At 67.6% G+C, this 16,322-nt stretch carries 16 protein-coding genes; 7 read left to right on the top strand and 9 right to left on the bottom strand.

Annotated features, from left to right (window positions below):
- The first annotated feature begins 32 nt into the window (after positions 1-32).
- The 4 genes from W7S_RS05190 (at position 33) to pth (ending at position 3,803) form a co-directional block, all read left to right on the top strand.
- Complete coding sequence (locus W7S_RS05190; protein ID WP_008254204.1) at positions 33-1,274, top strand: cytochrome P450; 1,242 nt, start codon at positions 33-35, stop codon at positions 1,272-1,274.
- Entirely contained in the window at positions 1,271-2,140 is an 870-nt protein-coding gene (locus W7S_RS05185) for an oxidoreductase (protein ID WP_008254202.1), read from the top strand. Before W7S_RS05190 ends, W7S_RS05185 begins: the two co-directional genes overlap by 4 nt.
- Before the next feature lie 409 nt (positions 2,141-2,549).
- Entirely contained in the window at positions 2,550-3,215 is a 666-nt protein-coding gene (locus tag W7S_RS05180) for a 50S ribosomal protein L25/general stress protein Ctc (RefSeq protein ID WP_008254200.1), read from the top strand.
- A 12-nt stretch (positions 3,216-3,227) separates the two neighbouring features.
- Entirely contained in the window at positions 3,228-3,803 is a 576-nt protein-coding gene (gene pth, locus W7S_RS05175) for an aminoacyl-tRNA hydrolase (protein WP_008254198.1), read from the top strand.
- Between the two features lie 10 nt (positions 3,804-3,813).
- Here pth and W7S_RS05170 read toward each other — a convergent pair whose 3' ends face one another.
- From W7S_RS05170 to W7S_RS05150, 5 genes are all read right to left on the bottom strand, one after another.
- A complete protein-coding gene (locus tag W7S_RS05170) occupies positions 3,814-5,448 on the bottom strand; it encodes a fatty acyl-AMP ligase (protein WP_008254197.1) in 1,635 nt (544 codons plus the stop codon).
- Between the two features lie 337 nt (positions 5,449-5,785).
- Positions 5,786-6,742, bottom strand: a complete 957-nt coding sequence (locus tag W7S_RS05165) for a 4-(cytidine 5'-diphospho)-2-C-methyl-D-erythritol kinase (protein WP_044059200.1) — start codon at positions 6,740-6,742, stop codon at positions 5,786-5,788.
- A 58-nt stretch (positions 6,743-6,800) separates the two neighbouring features.
- Positions 6,801-7,742, bottom strand: a complete 942-nt coding sequence (gene rsmA / locus W7S_RS05160; RefSeq protein WP_036428565.1) for a 16S rRNA (adenine(1518)-N(6)/adenine(1519)-N(6))-dimethyltransferase RsmA — start codon at positions 7,740-7,742, stop codon at positions 6,801-6,803.
- Positions 7,706-8,833 (bottom strand): resuscitation-promoting factor, encoded by a 1,128-nt coding sequence (locus tag W7S_RS05155; protein ID WP_008254190.1) that lies wholly within the window; start codon positions 8,831-8,833, stop codon positions 7,706-7,708. The genes rsmA and W7S_RS05155 overlap by 37 nt, the downstream gene beginning before the upstream one ends.
- Positions 8,834-9,000: 167 nt before the next feature.
- Entirely contained in the window at positions 9,001-9,843 is an 843-nt protein-coding gene (locus tag W7S_RS05150) for a TatD family hydrolase (protein WP_080587983.1), read from the bottom strand.
- An 18-nt stretch (positions 9,844-9,861) separates the two neighbouring features.
- Between W7S_RS05150 and metG the strand changes: the two genes are divergently transcribed.
- Positions 9,862-11,406 (top strand): methionine--tRNA ligase, encoded by a 1,545-nt coding sequence (gene metG, locus W7S_RS05145; protein WP_008254187.1) that lies wholly within the window; start codon positions 9,862-9,864, stop codon positions 11,404-11,406.
- On the opposite strand, the gene W7S_RS05140 is transcribed toward metG, so the two are convergent.
- Positions 11,403-11,762 carry a nitroreductase/quinone reductase family protein gene (locus tag W7S_RS05140; RefSeq protein WP_036428561.1) on the bottom strand — a complete coding sequence of 120 codons (360 nt, stop codon included), beginning with the start codon at positions 11,760-11,762 and terminating at the stop codon, positions 11,403-11,405. The two genes, metG and W7S_RS05140, sit on opposite strands and share 4 nt — an antisense overlap.
- A gap of 22 nt (positions 11,763-11,784) precedes the next feature.
- Positions 11,785-12,258: a DUF1772 domain-containing protein gene (locus tag W7S_RS05135; protein ID WP_008254182.1), complete on the bottom strand. Its 474-nt coding sequence runs from the start codon at positions 12,256-12,258 to the stop codon at positions 11,785-11,787.
- Between the two features lie 90 nt (positions 12,259-12,348).
- Here W7S_RS05135 and W7S_RS05130 point away from each other — a divergent pair, with 90 nt between their 5' ends.
- Positions 12,349-12,939, top strand: coding sequence for a TetR/AcrR family transcriptional regulator (locus W7S_RS05130; protein WP_008254179.1), 591 nt, complete (start codon positions 12,349-12,351; stop codon positions 12,937-12,939).
- Between the two features lie 152 nt (positions 12,940-13,091).
- The gene (locus tag W7S_RS05125) at positions 13,092-13,454 is read left to right on the top strand and encodes a PAS domain S-box protein (RefSeq protein ID WP_008254177.1); all 363 of its coding nucleotides are present in this window, start codon (positions 13,092-13,094) and stop codon (positions 13,452-13,454) included.
- 59 nt (positions 13,455-13,513) lie between these two features.
- Here the strand turns inward: W7S_RS05125 and W7S_RS05120 are convergent, their stop codons facing one another.
- Both W7S_RS05120 and W7S_RS05115 read right to left on the bottom strand, forming a co-directional pair.
- Positions 13,514-15,523: a hypothetical protein gene (locus W7S_RS05120; RefSeq protein ID WP_036428558.1), complete on the bottom strand. Its 2,010-nt coding sequence runs from the start codon at positions 15,521-15,523 to the stop codon at positions 13,514-13,516.
- Between the two features lie 83 nt (positions 15,524-15,606).
- Complete coding sequence (locus W7S_RS05115) at positions 15,607-16,317, bottom strand: TetR/AcrR family transcriptional regulator (protein ID WP_008254173.1); 711 nt, start codon at positions 16,315-16,317, stop codon at positions 15,607-15,609.
- Positions 16,318-16,322 lie beyond the last annotated feature (5 nt).

Raw genomic sequence — 16,322 nt, 5'->3', positions numbered from 1 at the left:
CTCGGCCGCGCGGCGCCGGATAGTCGACTGCCATGACCACTCTCATCAGCGGATGCCCGAACGTTTTCGACGCCGGCCTTCCCGTCATCGCCTACGACCACCTCACCGACCCCGACGCGGCGCACCGCGTCATCGACGACGCCCGCGAGCTCTCCCCGATCGCGGTCGGCCCCCACGGACCGGAGGTGTTGAGTTACGAGCTGGTCCGGACGGTGTTGCGTGACAGCCGATTCGTCACCGCGCACGGCCTCGGGCTCGGCCTGCAAGGCGTTACCTCCGGCCCGCTGTGGGACAGGGCCATCAGCAACATCCTCGGACTCGACGGCGCCGCGCATCACCGGCTGCGCCGCCTGGTGTCGAAGGCCTTCGCACCGCGGGGCGCGGAGCGGCTGCGCGCCCTCGTCATCGAGATCATCGACGGCCTGGTCGACCCGCTCACCAACGCGGGGCACTGCGACGTCGTCGCCGACATCGCTCGCCGCTACCCGACGCCGGTCATCTGCGCGTTGCTGGGTGCGCCGCCGGAGGATTGGCACCTGTTCAGCGACTGGACCGATGACATCAAGAAGATCTTCGATTGGAACGTCGCCGAAGACGGTCCGGCGATCCTGGCCGCATGGGATCAACTCGACGCCTACCTCGAGGAGTTGATCGCGCGGCGGCGCGCGTCGCTGTCCGACGACCTGATCTCGGAGCTCATCCGGACCGAAGATGATGGAGACCGGCTCACCCACGACGAACTGCTCATGCTGTGCGCGACGCTGCTCGGCGCCGGTACCGACACCACCCGCAACCAGCTCGCCGCGGCGGTGCAGGTGTTGGCCGACCAGCCCGACCAGTGGGCGCTGCTCGCCCAGCACCCCGAGCTGGCCGCCAACGCGGTTCACGAGCTGATGCGTTACTACCCAATCGTTTTCGGCACCATCCGGGAAACCGTCGAAGGCGTCGAGCTGGCCGGGGTGTGCATTCCCGCCGGCACCCTGGTGCTCGCCAATACCGCCGCGGCCAATCGCGACGCGAGCGTGTACGACCGGCCCGACCGCGTCGACATCACGCGTGAAGACCCGCCGGCGATGCTCACCTTCGGTGGCGGCGTGCACTTTTGCCTCGGCGCCCACCTCGCGCGCCTCGAATTGACCGAGGCGCTGCGGGTGATCACCCGACGCATGCCCACCCCCCGCCGCACCGGACCCGCACCGTGGAAAGCCATCAGCGGCATCACCGGACCGACGACCCTGCCGCTGGCCTCCGATGTCGGTACTGTTCAGCCATGACGAACTGGACCGCCGCAGACCTTCCGTCGTTCGCCGAACGAACCGTCATCATCACCGGCGCCAACAGCGGGTTGGGCGCCGTGACCGCACGCGAACTGGCGCGCCGCGGGGCCACGATCGTCATGGCCGTGCGCGACATCCGCAAGGGCGAGACCGCCGCCCGGACCATGGCCGGCCGGGTCGAGGTGCGTGAACTCGACCTGCAGGACCTGTCGTCGGTGCGCCGGTTCGCCGACGGGGTGGGCACGGCCGACGTGCTGATCAACAACGCCGGCATCATGGCGGCCCCGTTCTCCTTGACCGTCGACGGCTTCGAGAGCCAGATCGGCACCAACCACCTGGGCCATTTCGCGCTCACGAACCTGCTGCTGCCCAAGCTGAGCGACCGGGTGGTGACCGTGTCGTCGATGGCGCACTGGCCGGGACGCATCAGGCTCGACGACCTGAACTGGCAGGCGCGCCGGTACTCGCCGTGGCTGGCCTACAGCCAGTCCAAGCTCGCCAACCTGCTGTTCACCAGTGAGTTGCAGCGACGCCTGGCCGCGGCCGGATCCCCGCTGCGCGCGATCGCGGTCCATCCCGGCTACTCGCACACCAACCTGCAGGGCGCCTCCGGCCGCAAGTTGGGTGACGCGCTGATGTCGGCCGCGACCCGGGTGGTCGCCACCGACGCCGATTTTGGCGCGCGGCAAACGCTGTACGCGGCGTCACAGGATTTGCCCGGTGACACCTTCGTCGGCCCGCGATTCGGCTATCTGGGCCGCACCCAACCGGTGGGGCGTAGCCGGCGGGCCAAGGACGCGGCCACCGCCGCCGAACTGTGGGCGCTGTCCGAGCAGCTCACGAAGACGCAGTTCCCCCTCTGAAGTCCCCCCCTGCAGTCACATGGGCCACGCTGGCCCCAGGTGTCCTGGCCGAGGGGGTGGGCCTTTTGCCCACCTCCGAGCGACAACCGCGGGCGCCCGCCGCACCTCGCCTCGCCTTCCGCGCGGCGCCCCTTTGTCGCTCGGAGGTGGGCACTTGCAACATCTCCCGGAAGAGCGACGGGAGTGACAGAAGTGACAAGCGTGGCGTCCGCGGCCCGACCACGCGCTCCGCGCCGGGCGCCGAGACCACGCCCGCGCCGAATTTCCCCTCTGAGGTGCACATGCGCTAACCTGACCGGGCGTCACGGCGAGGGTGGCTGGCTGGCCAGCACCGTTATCGACGGAGACCGACGATCTGTCGTGACCCTGGCCGTGCCCCGAACCACAGAGCACACACAGGAGCGACACGATGGCTGCCAAAACCCTCAACCAGCTCAAGGTCACGGTGCGCGCCGAGACCGGCAAGGGTGCGTCCCGGCGAGCACGCCGCGACGGCAAGATCCCGGCCGTCCTCTACGGCCACGGCGCCGACCCTCAGCACCTAGAACTGCCCGGCCATGACTTTGCGGCCGTGTTGCGGCACGCCGGCACGAACGCGGTGCTGACCCTCGACATCGAGGGCAAGGAGCAGCTGGCGCTGACCAAGTCGCTCGACATTCACCCCATCCGCCGCACCATTCAGCACGCCGACCTGTTGGTCGTGCGGCGCGGCGAGAAGGTCGTCGTCGAGGTCCGCGTCGTCATCGAGGGCGACGCCGCGCCCGGCACGCTGGTGACCCAGGAAACCAGCACCATCGAGGTCGAGGCCGACGCCATGTCGATCCCCGAGCAGCTGACGGTGTCGGTCGAGGACACCGAGCCCGGCACCCAGTTCACCGCCGGACAGATCTCCCTGCCCAAGGGTGTCAACCTGATCTCCGACCCGGAAATGCTTGTGGTCAACGTGGTTAACGCGCCGACGGCCGAGGAGCTGGCCGAAGAGGGCGCGGGCGAGGTCACCGAGGAGGCCGCGCCGGCCGAGGGCGAAGCCGAAGAGGCCGGCGAAGAAGAGGCCTCCGAAGCCGAGTCCGAGTAGGCGGATCGCAACATGGCCGAGCCGTTGCTGGTCGTCGGCCTGGGCAATCCCGGAGACAACTACGCCCGCACCCGACACAATGTCGGGTTCATGGTTGCCGACCTGCTCGCGGCGCGGATGGGTTCGAAGTTCAAGGCGCACAAGCGTTCCGGCGCCGAAATCGTCAGCGGCCGCCTCGTCGGGCACTCGGTGGTCGTGGCCAAGCCGCGCTGCTACATGAACGAATCCGGCCGCCAGGTCGGCCCGCTGGCGAAGTTCTACTCGGTGACGCCGGGCGACATCATCGTCATCCACGACGATCTCGACTTGGACTTTGGCCGCATCCGGCTCAAGATCGGCGGCGGCGAAGGCGGCCACAACGGGCTGCGTTCGTTGGCTAACGCCCTGGGCAGCAAAGACTTTCAACGGGTCCGCATCGGCATCGGCCGTCCGCCGGGACGCAAAGACCCGGCGGCGTTCGTGCTGGAAAACTTCAATGCCGCCGAGCGCACCGAAGTCCCCACGATCTGCGAACAGGCCGCGGACGCAACCGAATTGCTGATCGAACTGGGGTTAGAGCCCGCGCAGAACCGCGTCCACGCCTGGTAAGGGCAAAACCCTAGGTGACCAGGGTGACCGAGTTGGATCGGCGCAACTTGCCCGACGGCGTCTTCGGAATGGTCCCGGGACCGAGCACCACCACGTTGCGCGGCCGCACGTCGACCTCCGCCACCACCTCGCGGGCGACCTGGTGCTCGATGCGACGCACCTCGGCCTGGTCCTGAAAAGCGTTGGACTCCACGGCCACGGCGAACGTCTCGCGGGAGTGGCCGGCGTCCAGGCGCACCGCGACGGCGCAGCCGGGCCGCACCCCCTCGACGCGGCAGGCGGCGCGCTCGATGTCGGTCGGATAGATGTTGCGGCCGGCCATGATGATGACGTCCTTGACGCGGCCGCACACCACCACGTGGCCCTCTTCGGTCAGGTAGCCGAGGTCGCCGGTGTCATACCAGCCGTTCTCGTCCTGGGCCGAGATGAAGCCGCCCATGGTCAGGTAGCCGGGCGTCAGCGACTCGCCGCGCAGCTCGATCACGCCGACCCCGCGGGGCGGCATCACATCGCCGTTCTCGTCGATGATGCGCGCCTCGAGATCCTGCAGCAGCGGGCCGAGCGTGGCCAGCCTGCGGGTGTTGCCCTTGGTGGCGGGCACGGCACGACGCAGGGCGGCCAGCAGGTCGGCGTCGACCTCGTCGACGACCAGACCGGCGTTGCACTCCGAGAACGACACGGCCAGCGTGGTTTCGGCCATGCCGTAGGCCGGCAGGATCGCCGACGCATTCAGGCCGAACGGCTTGCCGGCATCGAGCAGGTCCTCGACGTCGGCGGGTTCGACGGGCTCGGCGCCGGACAGCGCGAAGCGCAGCGTCGACAGGTCGAAATCGCCGGGCTTGGCCTGCCGGCGCAGCCGCTTGGCCAGCAGCGCGTAGGCGAAGTTGGGCGCCGCGGTCATGGTGCCCTTGTACTTGTCGATGAGCTTGGCCCACAGCAGCGTGTCGCGCAGGAAGTCCATCGGGGTGACCTTGACCAGCTCGGCGCCGAAGTACATCGGGATGGTGAGGAAGCCGACCATGCCCATGTCGTGGAAGCAGGGCAGCCAGCTCACCATGACGTCCTTGTCGACGTCGTACTGGGCGCCGATGAACATCGCCTCGGCGTTGGAGTAGATGTTGCGGTGGGTGATCTGCACCGCCTTGGGGGAACCGGTCGAGCCGGACGTCAGCTGCATCAGCGCCAGCGCGTCCTCGCCGACCTCGACGGGGTCGATCGGCTCCGCGGTGAGCAGGTCGGCCACCGTGACGACCTTGATGCCCTTCTCCTCGAGCACCGGGATGGCCACCAGGAACGGCTCCGACACGACGACGGCCTTCGCCTCGATCATGCCGATGACGTTCATGGTGTCCTCAGCCCACACGGCCAGGTCGGTGCGCGGTGTGGGCTGGTGCAGCATGGTCAGGCTGGCGCCGCGCATCCACAGGCCCTGAGCCGTCGGCGCGATCTCCACCGGGAAGCCGGCGAGCACGCCGACCGCGTCGCCGGGCCCGATGCCCGCGGCGGCCAGGCCGCCCGCGATACGACGCGCGCGCTCGTGGACCTCGCCCCAGGTGTGGCGGACCGGTTCGTGAGGTTCACCGGTAACCATGCCCGTCGTCACGGACCGGGCATTGCGGTACATCTTCTCGGTAAACCTGCTCACAAAAACCTCCTCGGTTCCAGCCCTCGTCCCAACGCCCGAAATCTCATATTCCGCCCGCTGGGTAACACTTCGCCGCAAGCACGCAAACACGGTTGGGCGGCGGTTAGGTCTCGGATCGGTGATGCGCCCCCGCCCGCCGCACCAGGGCGACGGGCGGTCGCCCGGCAAGCGTGAAACAGGCCCGACAAACCTTGTCGGGCCGTATGCATTAATCGCCCGCCGGCGCGCCCGGCGGACGATGGAATTAAGTGATCTTGCTCAACGCTTCCCGTCACCGCGCATTATCTTAAGCTCCTCTTAGGGAAGCGCAAAACCAATGCGCAAAATGGGAAAATATTCACACCTCGGTGGGCGCGGGGACCACCCGCGCCCCGACCACCGGCCCGCTGGCGACCCGCACCGTGCGGCACACCCCCGCTCCGGACACCTCGGTGCCGACATCGACCGCCGCGGCGGCCGAGGGGCACAAGAAGGCACACGTCGGGCCCGAGCCGGAGACGATGCCCGCCAGCGCGCCGGCGTCCACGCCGGCCCGCAACGTGCGCCGCAGACCGGGATTCAGGCTCACCGCGGCCGCCTGCATCTCGTTGCCCAGCAGCGGGGCGAGCTGCTCGGCATCGCCGGCGGCCAGGGCGGCCAGCACCGGCCCGGGCGCGGGCAGCCGCGGCGGATCCCCCGCCTCCCGGAGCCGGTCCAGTTCGGTGAAGACCGCCGGCGTGAGCAGCTCGCTGTCGGCGAACGCCAAAACCCAGTGGAAGGTGTTGCGCGACAACACCGTCGCCAGCTCCTCACCCCGCCCGGTGCCCAACGCGGTGCCGCCGTGCAGCGCGAACGGCACGTCGCTGCCCAGCCGCGCGGCGAGCATGCGCAGGTCGCGGCGGGGCACGTTGAGTTCCCACAGGGAGTTCATGGCGACCAGCACCGCCGCCGCGTCGGCGCTGCCGCCGGCCATGCCGCCGGCCACCGGTATCGACTTGTCGATCATGATCGACACGTCCGGTGCCCGGCCGACGTGTTCGGCCATCAGTTCCGCCGCCTGCCAGGCGAGGTTGCGTTCATCGGTGGGTAGTTTGTCGGCGCCCTCGCCGACGATCTGGAGTGAGAGCACATCGGCATTGCGCACGGTCACCTCGTCGAGCAGCGAGACGGCCTGGAATATCGTCGTCAGCTCGTGATAGCCGTCCTCGCGGCGGTCACCGACCGCCAGGTAGAGGTTGACTTTTCCGGGCACCCGAACGGTGACCGACCCGGTGGGCACCCAAGCCGCAGCGGTATTGCCGTCAGACGCGGACACCGCAGCAGACTATCGCTGCGACCGGCCGACCACGTAGCGGCGCCCGGACTTTCGGCGTTCAGCCGGCCGAGGTGGTGTGGGGGCTCGTCGCGGCGGCGCTGTGGGAGCGATCGGCGGAGCGCTGCAACAACCGCACGAAGTCGTCGATGGAGAGCGTCTCGCCGCGGCGCGCGGGATCGATGCTGGCGGCCAGCAACCGATCCGCCGACTCGTTGCCCGAGCCGGCCCAGTCCAGGAACGCGTTGCGACAGGTCTTGCGGCGCTGAGCGAAGGCGATGTCCACCAGCTCGAACACCTGACGCCGGACCGCGTCGGCGGTGGGCCACGGCGAGGTCGCGTACCGGTCGATGCGAACCAGTCCGGAGTAGACGCGGGGAATCGGCCAGAACACGGTCGGCGAGACCGTGCCGCAACGGCGAACCGTGCCGAAGAAGCGAACCTTCACGCTGGGCACGCCGTACTCCTTGCCGCCGGGTTCGGCGGCAAGGCGTTCGGCGACCTCGGCCTGCACCATGACCGTTACGACCCGAATGGACGGGAACTCGGCGAGCAGGTGCAACAGCGCCGGGACCGCGACGTTGTAGGGCAGGTTCGCGACCACGGCGGTCGGCTGGACGTCCAGTTCGTCACGGCGAAGGGTCAAGACATCGCGGTTGAGCACGCTCAGGCGCTGGATTTCGCTGTGCGAGTGTTCGGCGACGGTGTCCGGCAATCGTTCGGCCAGCACCGGATCGATTTCGACGGCGGTGACGGGGGCGCCCCGGTCCAGCAGTGCGAGCGTCAACGAACCGAGGCCGGGGCCCACTTCCAGGACGTGGTCGGACCGACCGATCCCGGAGGTCGATACCACTCGGCGCACCGTGTTGGCGTCGTGGACGAAATTCTGGCCGAGCGATTTCCGTGGCCGAAACTCAAGTTCTTTGGCCAGCCGCCTGATCTCCGTGCGCCCGAGTAGCCGGATGGTCAGCGCGCACCAGCTCTTCCGCTGCACACTGGCCACGCACCCCAACCCTGGCGCTCTCGGGTCACCTCGGCGACGGTGATCTGCTCCTCGCGGGTGGCGAGGTCGGCGCGGGCGGCGAACCGCAACCCGCCGTTGCGCTCCCACGTGCCCTGGTCGAACTGCACACCGCCGTAATACCCGTTGCCGGTGTTGATCGCCCAGTTTCCGCCGGCCTCACAACCGGCGATCGCATCCCAGATGGAGCCGTCGCTGATCGGCGGCACCTCGGTGCCGGGCTTGGTGCCGACTCGCACCACCGATTCGCGGGCGGGCGTGATCACCGTGTTGGCGATCGGCAGGCGGCCGGTCTCGACCCCGTTGACGGTGGCCACCGAGAAGGTGACGTCCTGAGTGCCGGGGCTGCCCGGGTCCTCGACCACCTGGCGGCTCATGTTCATTTCCGGATCTTCGATCCGGCGCGCGTTGGGCGGCAACGGGATCCGCTCGGTGACCTGCTGGATCCGGTTGCGGGTCACCTGGACTTCCATTCCGTCGACGATCGGCGTCGTCGCGGCGGGCACCACCTGGTCGCTCTCGAGCAGCGGCGCGCCGGCGGCGCTGAGCAGACCGGCGACGTTCGGGGCCGCCAGATGTACCGTGCGCACGGCGCCGCCGTCGTTGATGCGGACCGTCTTCGCGCTGACGACAGGCAGCGCCATCCCGGCCAGCGGGACGCGGCTACCGCGGTTGGCCGCGGCGGGGGCGGTGTCGGTCATCGCCAACTGGGCCAGCGCCTCGTCGACGGTGGACGCCGTGGTCCACACCTGCTTGGTGTCATGGCCGTCCAGCGAGATCTGCAACGGGCGGCTGCGCCGGAGCACGATCTTGCCGGCGTCGTGAACCGCGACATCGGCGGCGGGGTACAAATCGTCACGGTCGTCGATGACGAAGCCGTTCTCCTCGACGACGTCGATGACCCGCGACTTCATGGTCTTCACCTGCATGGCGACACCGTCGACGGTCAACGTCACCGTCTTGCACACCGAGATCGCATATCCGCCCGCGAATGCCAGGACTACCAGCAGCCCTCCGACCACGAGACGCAACATCGGCGAAGGATTCTGATGAAGTTTTGTCAATACACTCAACGCGCGCTACCCAACCCTCAGCAACCACTCATTTAGCAGCAGGTCATAAATTAAGGGCCCGCAGGCCCATACCGTTCGATCACAAGACGGTAACGAACTGGCCAATGTTGGGCAACTCTGGCGCGGCTGCGACACGGCGTGTCAACGGAATCGCCAGGTCAGTCGCCTCAATCGGCGGCCAATCCGTACACCCGTCGAGCGTTACTCGTCGTGACGTGAGCCAGCTCCTCGGGGCGACGATCCACCAGTTCGGCGATCGCCCGAACAGTATAAGGAAGGCAATACGGCTCATTGGCCGCCCCTCGGTAAGGATGCGGTGTCAAAAAAGGGGCATCGGTTTCCACCAGCAGCTGCTCCGGCGGAATCAACGGGACGGCCTCGCGCAGGGCGCGCGCGTTGCGGAAGCTGGCGGTGCCCGACAGACTCAGCAGCCATCCGGCGTCCACGCAGCGCCGCGCCATGGCGGCGTCCGAGGAAAAGCAGTGGAAGATCACGACGTCCGGGGCGCCCTCGGCGGCGAGCACGTCGAGCACCTCGGCGTCGGCCTCCCGATTGTGGATCATCAGCGGTTTGCCGCACCGCTTCGCCAGATCGATGTGCCAGGCGAAGGCCTCCCGCTGCACGGCGGGCTCGGCACAGCCGTCCAGCCGCCCGGGCCAATACATGTCCATGCCGGTCTCGCCGACCGCCACCACCCGGGGGTGGGCCACCAGGCGCTCGATCTCGGCGCGGGCGGCCTCGGTGAGCGCGTCGGCGCGGGTCGGGTGCAAGGCCGCTGCGGCATAAACCCGCCGGTCCCATTCGGCGGCGCGGGTGACCCAGCCCGCCGACTCCAGGTCGTCGGCGATGGTGACGACCGCACCGACCCCGACCGCCGCCGCGCGGTCGACGATGGCCCGCACTCCCTCGGCGTCGGTGGCGCCGCACGCGTCGAGGTGGGTGTGCGCATCCACGAGCGGGCTCAAGGGCTCGGGAGCCGGGGGCGGCTGGCGTTTGGAACTCACGCGCACACAATAGGGTGAACTGCGATGAGGCCGTATTACGTCACCACCGCAATCACCTATCCGAACGGCGATCCGCACATCGGGCACGCGTACGAATACGTCGCGACCGACGCGATCGCCCGGTTCAAGCGGCTTGACGGGTTCGACGTGCGGTTTCTGACCGGCACCGACGAGCACGGCCTCAAGATGGTGGAGACGGCGGCCGCCGAGGGCATCGGCACGGCCGAGCTGGCCCGCCGCAATTCGGATATGTTCCAGCGCCTGCAGGAGCGGTTGAACATCTCCTTCGACCGCTTCATTCGGACCACTGACCCCGACCACCACGAGGCGTCCAAAGAGATCTGGCGCCGGATGGCCGCCGCCGGCGACATCTACCTGGACACCTACTCGGGCTGGTACTCGGTGCGCGACGAACGGTTTTTCGTCGAATCGGAAACCAGACTCCTCGACGACGGGACCCGGGTGGCGGTGGAAACCGGCGCCCCGGTGACCTGGACCGAGGAACAGACCTACTTCTTCCGGCTCTCGGCGTATGCCGACAAGCTGCTGGCCCACTACGAGGCGAACCCGGACTTCATCGCGCCCGAGGTGCGCCGCAACGAGGTCGTCAGTTTCGTGGCGGGCGGCTTGCGCGACCTGTCCATCTCGCGCACCTCGTTCGACTGGGGCGTGCAGGTGCCCGAGCATCCCGACCACGTGATGTACGTCTGGGTCGACGCGCTGACCAACTACCTGACCGGGGTGGGCTACCCGGACACCGACTCGGAGATGTTCCGCCGCTACTGGCCGGCCGACCTGCACATGATCGGCAAGGACATCATCCGGTTTCACACCGTGTACTGGCCGGCGTTTCTGATGTCGGCCGGAATCGAGTTGCCGCGAAGGGTTTTCGCGCACGGCTTCCTGCTCAACCGCGGCGAGAAGATGAGCAAGTCGGTGGGCAACGTCGTCGACCCGGTCGCCCTGATCGAGGAGTTCGGCGTGGACCAGGTGCGTTATTTCCTGTTGCGGGAGGTCCCGTTCGGCCAGGACGGCAGCTTCAGCGAAGAGGCCATCATCACCCGGATCAACACCGACCTGGCCAACGAACTGGGCAACCTGGCCCAGCGGTCGCTGTCGATGATCGCCAAGAACCTGGGCGGCGTGCTGCCCGAACCCGGTGAGTTCACCGCCGCCGACACCGAACTGCTGGCGACGGCCGACGGCCTGTTGGAGCGGCTGCGGGCCAGCTTCGAATCACAGGCGATGCACCTGGCGCTGGAAGCGATCTGGCTGATGCTCGGCGAGGCCAACAGATACTTTTCGGCGCAGCAGCCGTGGGTCTTGCGCAAGAGCGAGTCGGAGGCCGATCAGCAGCGGTTCCGCACGGTCTTGTACGTCACCTGCGAGGCGGTTCGCATCGCGGCGCTGCTGGTTCAGCCCGTCATGCCCGAATCGGCCGGCACGCTGCTGGATCTGCTGGGGCAGGCGCCAGACCAGCGAACGTTTGCCGCCCTCGACGCGCGGCTGACTCCCGGCACGGCGCTGCCGCCCCCGACGGGCGTGTTCCCCCGCTACCAGAACGACTAGGCGAGGCGAACGCGAACGGTGACGCGCCCCTTGGCGTCCCGGTGTGCGATCGCATGTCCGGCCCGTTCGGCGCCGTCGAGCGTCAGCGACATCGGGGCGCCGTCGCCGACAAAGTTGCGCCACCACGTCTTGGCTTCGGGCATGTTGGCGGCGATCTCGATATCGTCGCCGCGGCGGCGGTAGGCCACCGGAATCGAAAACGTGCGCCCGGAACGTCGACCCGTGTAGGTGACGAGCGTGATGCTGCGCCTGAGGCCGGCGCCGAAGCGCGGCGAGGCCGCCATGGCCGCGACCGGTTTGTTCAACACTGGTGCCGCGCGCATCAACAGCCGTCCGATGTTCTTGCCCATCGTCATTGTCTCGATATCCCTTCGGAGTTCAGATCACTAGCGCCAGGCACAATCCGGCGACCGCCAGGCCCTGCAGGGTGGCCCTGATTGTGATCAGCTTGTCCCAGTTACGTTGCAGCGCTCGAACATTCGTCGACAGCTCGGGCCGATCGACCGCGGCGATGAGTTGGTGGTTGATCGGCGCGCTCACTCGTAGGTAGAGCAACAGCCAAACCAGCAGCATGCCGACGGAGGCGCCGGCGGCACCGGCTTGCGTCCAGTGGCCGGACACCGCGGCGAATACCGCACTGAGCGCCGCGGCCACCAGGCCGAGGACCCCGGGCACCGGCATCCGGCGGTCTCCATAGCGATGGATGTTGCCCATCACCGCGAGCATGGCTCGGTCGTCGACGCGGGCCAGCGCGGGCCGCTGCACCACCGCGCAGAACACGTCGGTGCCGTAGACCACCGCGGTACCCAGCACCGCGATGACCGCGAACAGCGTGGCGATCATGATGCGCACTCCTCGTCTGCAGGTGTTAGCGATGCTAACCCTATGAGGGGATCGTGTCAATAGCGGCGCTAACTTCCATATCGGCGCTAGCATTAGTGGATGGCCATCGAAGACCGCCGGGCACGCGAACGCGCCGCCCGGCGCCGGCTGATCACCGCCACCGCGCGCAAGCTGGCCGAGGAAGAGGGTTGGGACGCCGTCACCACCCGGCGGCTGTCCGCCGAGATCGAATACAGCCAGCCGGTGCTCTACAAACACTTCTCGGGCATGGAGGACATCACCGCATCGGTGGCGGTCGAGGGTTTCGGCGAACTCGCGGACGCGCTGCGCACCGCGCGCCGCGGCGCCACCGACGGCCGGGACGCCCTGGCGCGGGTCGCCCAGGCCTTCGTCGCGTTCGCTCGTGACAACCCCGCGCTCTTCGATGCGATGTTCACCCGCGCGACAACGCTGCCGTTCGCCGCCGCGGAAACGCCCGCCGAGCTGACGGCGGCCTTCGCCGAGCTGCGCACCGCGGTGGACATGGTCGCGGGCACCCGGGACGCCGACACGCTGACGGAGGTGCTGTGGGCGGCCCTGCACGGGCTGGTCACCCTCGACCGCAGCGGCCGGTTACGTCCGAACCACCACGGCGCCCGACTCGAGATCCTGATCAGCGGGTTCTGCGACGCCGCCTCCCCGGCGACGTGAGCGTTCAAAGAGCCGAACAATTCGGTTGCGGATCAAGCGACTTCAACCACGCCGCCGAATCCCTTTCGGGGAAAGCCCCCAACATATCCTCTGCTATAGCCCATAATCGGGCTGTGGAACGACGCCAGAACCGGCAACAGAGCCAATCGCCGATGACGACCTTGAAGGAGCTGCCCGCACTGGTGGTGCTGGAGCGGATCCCGGTTCCGGTGCTGGCCATCGGCGACGACGGCAGTATCTTGTTCGCCAACACCGCGTTTGCCGACATGATGGGTTACGAGCCGGAGGAAACGCTGTCGCTGCGTTTCGAACAGATCTTCCATCAGGCCCCGGCGTCGGAATCGCTGCTGGCGACCGTCCATGCTCTCGCGAACATGGTCGTCGAGCTGGCACACAAGGACGGCTCGGTCGTGCGCGCCATGATGAGCAAGTCCGCGGTGCGACGGGTGGATGACCAGTTCGCCCTCGCCGCGTTCCAGGACCTCACCGAGCAGCTCTGGGAGGAAGCGCGCTAGCGGGTGCCCTCAGCGGCGCGAAGCGGAGTCAATCGCTATCGGCGCGGCAGAGTCAAACGCTATCGGCGCCGCCATGATTCGCGCCTGACGCGCCACAGGATCACCCCTGCCCCGACGATGGCCACGGCGACCCAACCCGCGCCGAACCACCATAGCCAGTCGAGATCCGAATGGCTTCCGGATCCCGCGGCGGCCGCGCCGGCGGGCAATGGCGGATGATCGACGGTCACCGGGTCTTGTCCGGGTACCGACACCACCGCAACGCCTTTGAGTCGCTGCCAGTGCTTGTTGTCGTCGCCCTTGAGCCACCGGATCAGCTCGTCAAGCTGTCCGGGCGCCCCGTTGGACGTCGCGATCAGCAGTGTGCGCCCGCGGTTGAAAACCGTTTGGAGAGAGGCGAATCGCAGCATCGGGTCCAGCGTGAGCTTGGTGGGCTTGTCGCCGGACCCGACCGCGTTGACGGTGATCGGCCCGCTGGGCCCGGCGGCCACGGGGAGCGTCACGTCGGACTGATTCCAGCCGTCGGCGGAAATCAGCAAGGCGGGATTCGAGGAATCCACCGCTTGCTTGACGCCGGTGACGGTGGTGTCGATCGGTAACGCGCTTATTCGCTGCAGACCCACCAGGATGTCGAGCGCGCGCACCGTGTCGATCAACGAGTGCTCCGCGATGCCCACCTGCACGCGGGGCATCAGTGTCTGCGGCACCGACTGAAGGCCGTCCGGGGTCGGCGGCGCGGCGCCACTGCTCTGAATGGTGCTGTCGCCGTTGATGTTCAACGTCAATAACTGGTTGCCCGGCCCGGCGGTGTAAAAGTCGCCGCAATGCCCGACGTTGCTCGCGACGTCGAGCACCAATTCGATGTTGGTGTAGCGCTGCAACAGCCGATCCGGCACGTCGATCCAGCGGTCGATGCTGCCCTGCCCATCGGTGGGCCAGTGATCGATGGTCTCGGGACCGATCGTGACCGCAATCCGGCCGGCGATGTTGTTCGGCGTCGGCGTATAGGAACCCAGCAGATGCACGCGCACCCCGCGGATCGACCTGCCAAATCGGGTCTGGTCCACTCCGATCGACACCCGCGGCTGCAGGGAAGTCGCGTTGATGAAGGGGCGCCCCAGTTCGCGGAGCGTGGCGGCGTCCGCGGGTAGTTGCACCTTGGGCTTCAGCGATTCCACCGCGGCCCTGGAGGAAAACGCCAGCTCCGATAGGTCGCTGAACAGCACGGCCGTGTTCGATTCGTCCGTTTGGCCCAGCGGCCCGGAGACGAGAAGCCACGGCACACCGGTCGCGCCCTGCAGCGAAAGGCCGTTATCCGGGCCCTCTTTGACGACGACCTGGCGTTCCAGCGGCGCCGGCGGCGTCGGCGGAGCCGCCTGTCCTTCCTGTAGCGGGACCACGACGATCTCGGGAGCCTGTTTGCCGTAATGCGACGCCGTGGAGGTGGCCAGTCGGATTGCCGTGTCGGACTCGGCAGTTGACGGCGATTGCGGCAGATAGATGGTCAGCTTTCGCAGCACCGGCGGCAAGAAATGAGCCACGGTGGTGGGCGGCAGCTCGGCCCCGGTGTAGGTGACCGTTCCGTTGGCGAGCCGAAGCGGGCTCTCCGGGTACAAGCAAAATCCGTCCAGCGGCACCAGGTACGTACGCACCGTCACGCTCAGAAAGTTGTCGATGACCTCCGCTCCGGTGAGCGGAATGACGATCGGCGCTTGATCGGTGGTCGGTAGGTTCACCCGAGCGATGGTGCGATCGCCTTGCGTCACGGTGATCAACCCCGACCGCAGATTGATCGGCAGTTCGACGGTCGCGTTCAGAGCTGTCGGGGTCAGCCCGTGCAGCACCGGCAGAGTCAGCGGCACGTTGTTGGTCAGGCCCCAGAACTCCAGGGTGGAGGAAGACCCAAGGTCCGCCAGCGTCAGCGTCGTCGTCGAGTCCGTGGCGGTGACCGGATCGGCGGGTGTACCCCACGACGCCGCCGGAGCATTTATCACCAGGAAACCGACGACACCGGCGAGTGCAATTGCACGGCCGAGAGCTTTCCGGAACATCACCGGAACAGTATGCATTGTTGAAAGCGCTTCAACCCCAATAACGGAAACGCCGTTTCGGCGAACGCGAAAACATGTCCCGCAACGGCTCTCGCCTAAAGCTAATCGGCTTCGGTTGCCCCGGCGGCGTCGTCGTCCGAAGCGCCGGCGGCGGTATGGCGCATCACTTCGCGACGCAGAAATTGCTGGAAATAGGGCAGCGACGCGTCCGCGACAACGCCGGGCAGCAAGAGTTCCCAGAGCTGATGCAACCGCGCGAAGGGGTCACCGGTGACGTCCCCGATCCTGCCGTGGCTGGATATCGCGGTCGCGATCAACCGCGTCCCGGATATGGCGCCCACGATCGACGCGCTGAGCACGTCGGGGTCGATGTCGCTCCGAAGGTCGCCTTCCTTGGCCGCGCGGCGCGCCTCCTGGGCCGTCTCCAGCACCAAGTTGGCGTAGAAGCGCGAGGCGGCCCCGTTGAATCCGCTTAACGCCGTGGCCAATTGCGCGGCCGCCCGGGCCATTTTGTCGGAGCCCAACACGTCGACGATCGTGAATGAGCCGTGCACAATGTTTTCCAGCCCCGGCGACGACGACTTGCAGACATTTCGGTACGCGCTGAGGATCGCGTCGGACCCTTCCTCGATGATGTTCGACGCCAACGATTCTTTCGAATCAAAGTGGTGATAGAGGGCGCCTTTGGTCATGCCCGTCCGCTCGATGATCGTGCTCCATCCGGCGGCCGCATACCCGACCTCGCCGAACACTTCGATCGCGGCGTCGAGGATTTTTTGCCGAGTGGCTTCAGACCGAACCTGGCGCGGCATCGCCG

This window comes from Mycobacterium sp. MOTT36Y (assembly GCF_000262165.1).
Classification (GTDB): Bacteria; Actinomycetota; Actinomycetes; order Mycobacteriales; family Mycobacteriaceae; genus Mycobacterium; species Mycobacterium intracellulare.
Note: the sequence above shows the minus strand (reverse complement) of the source record. Positions and strands in the feature narration are given on the sequence as shown.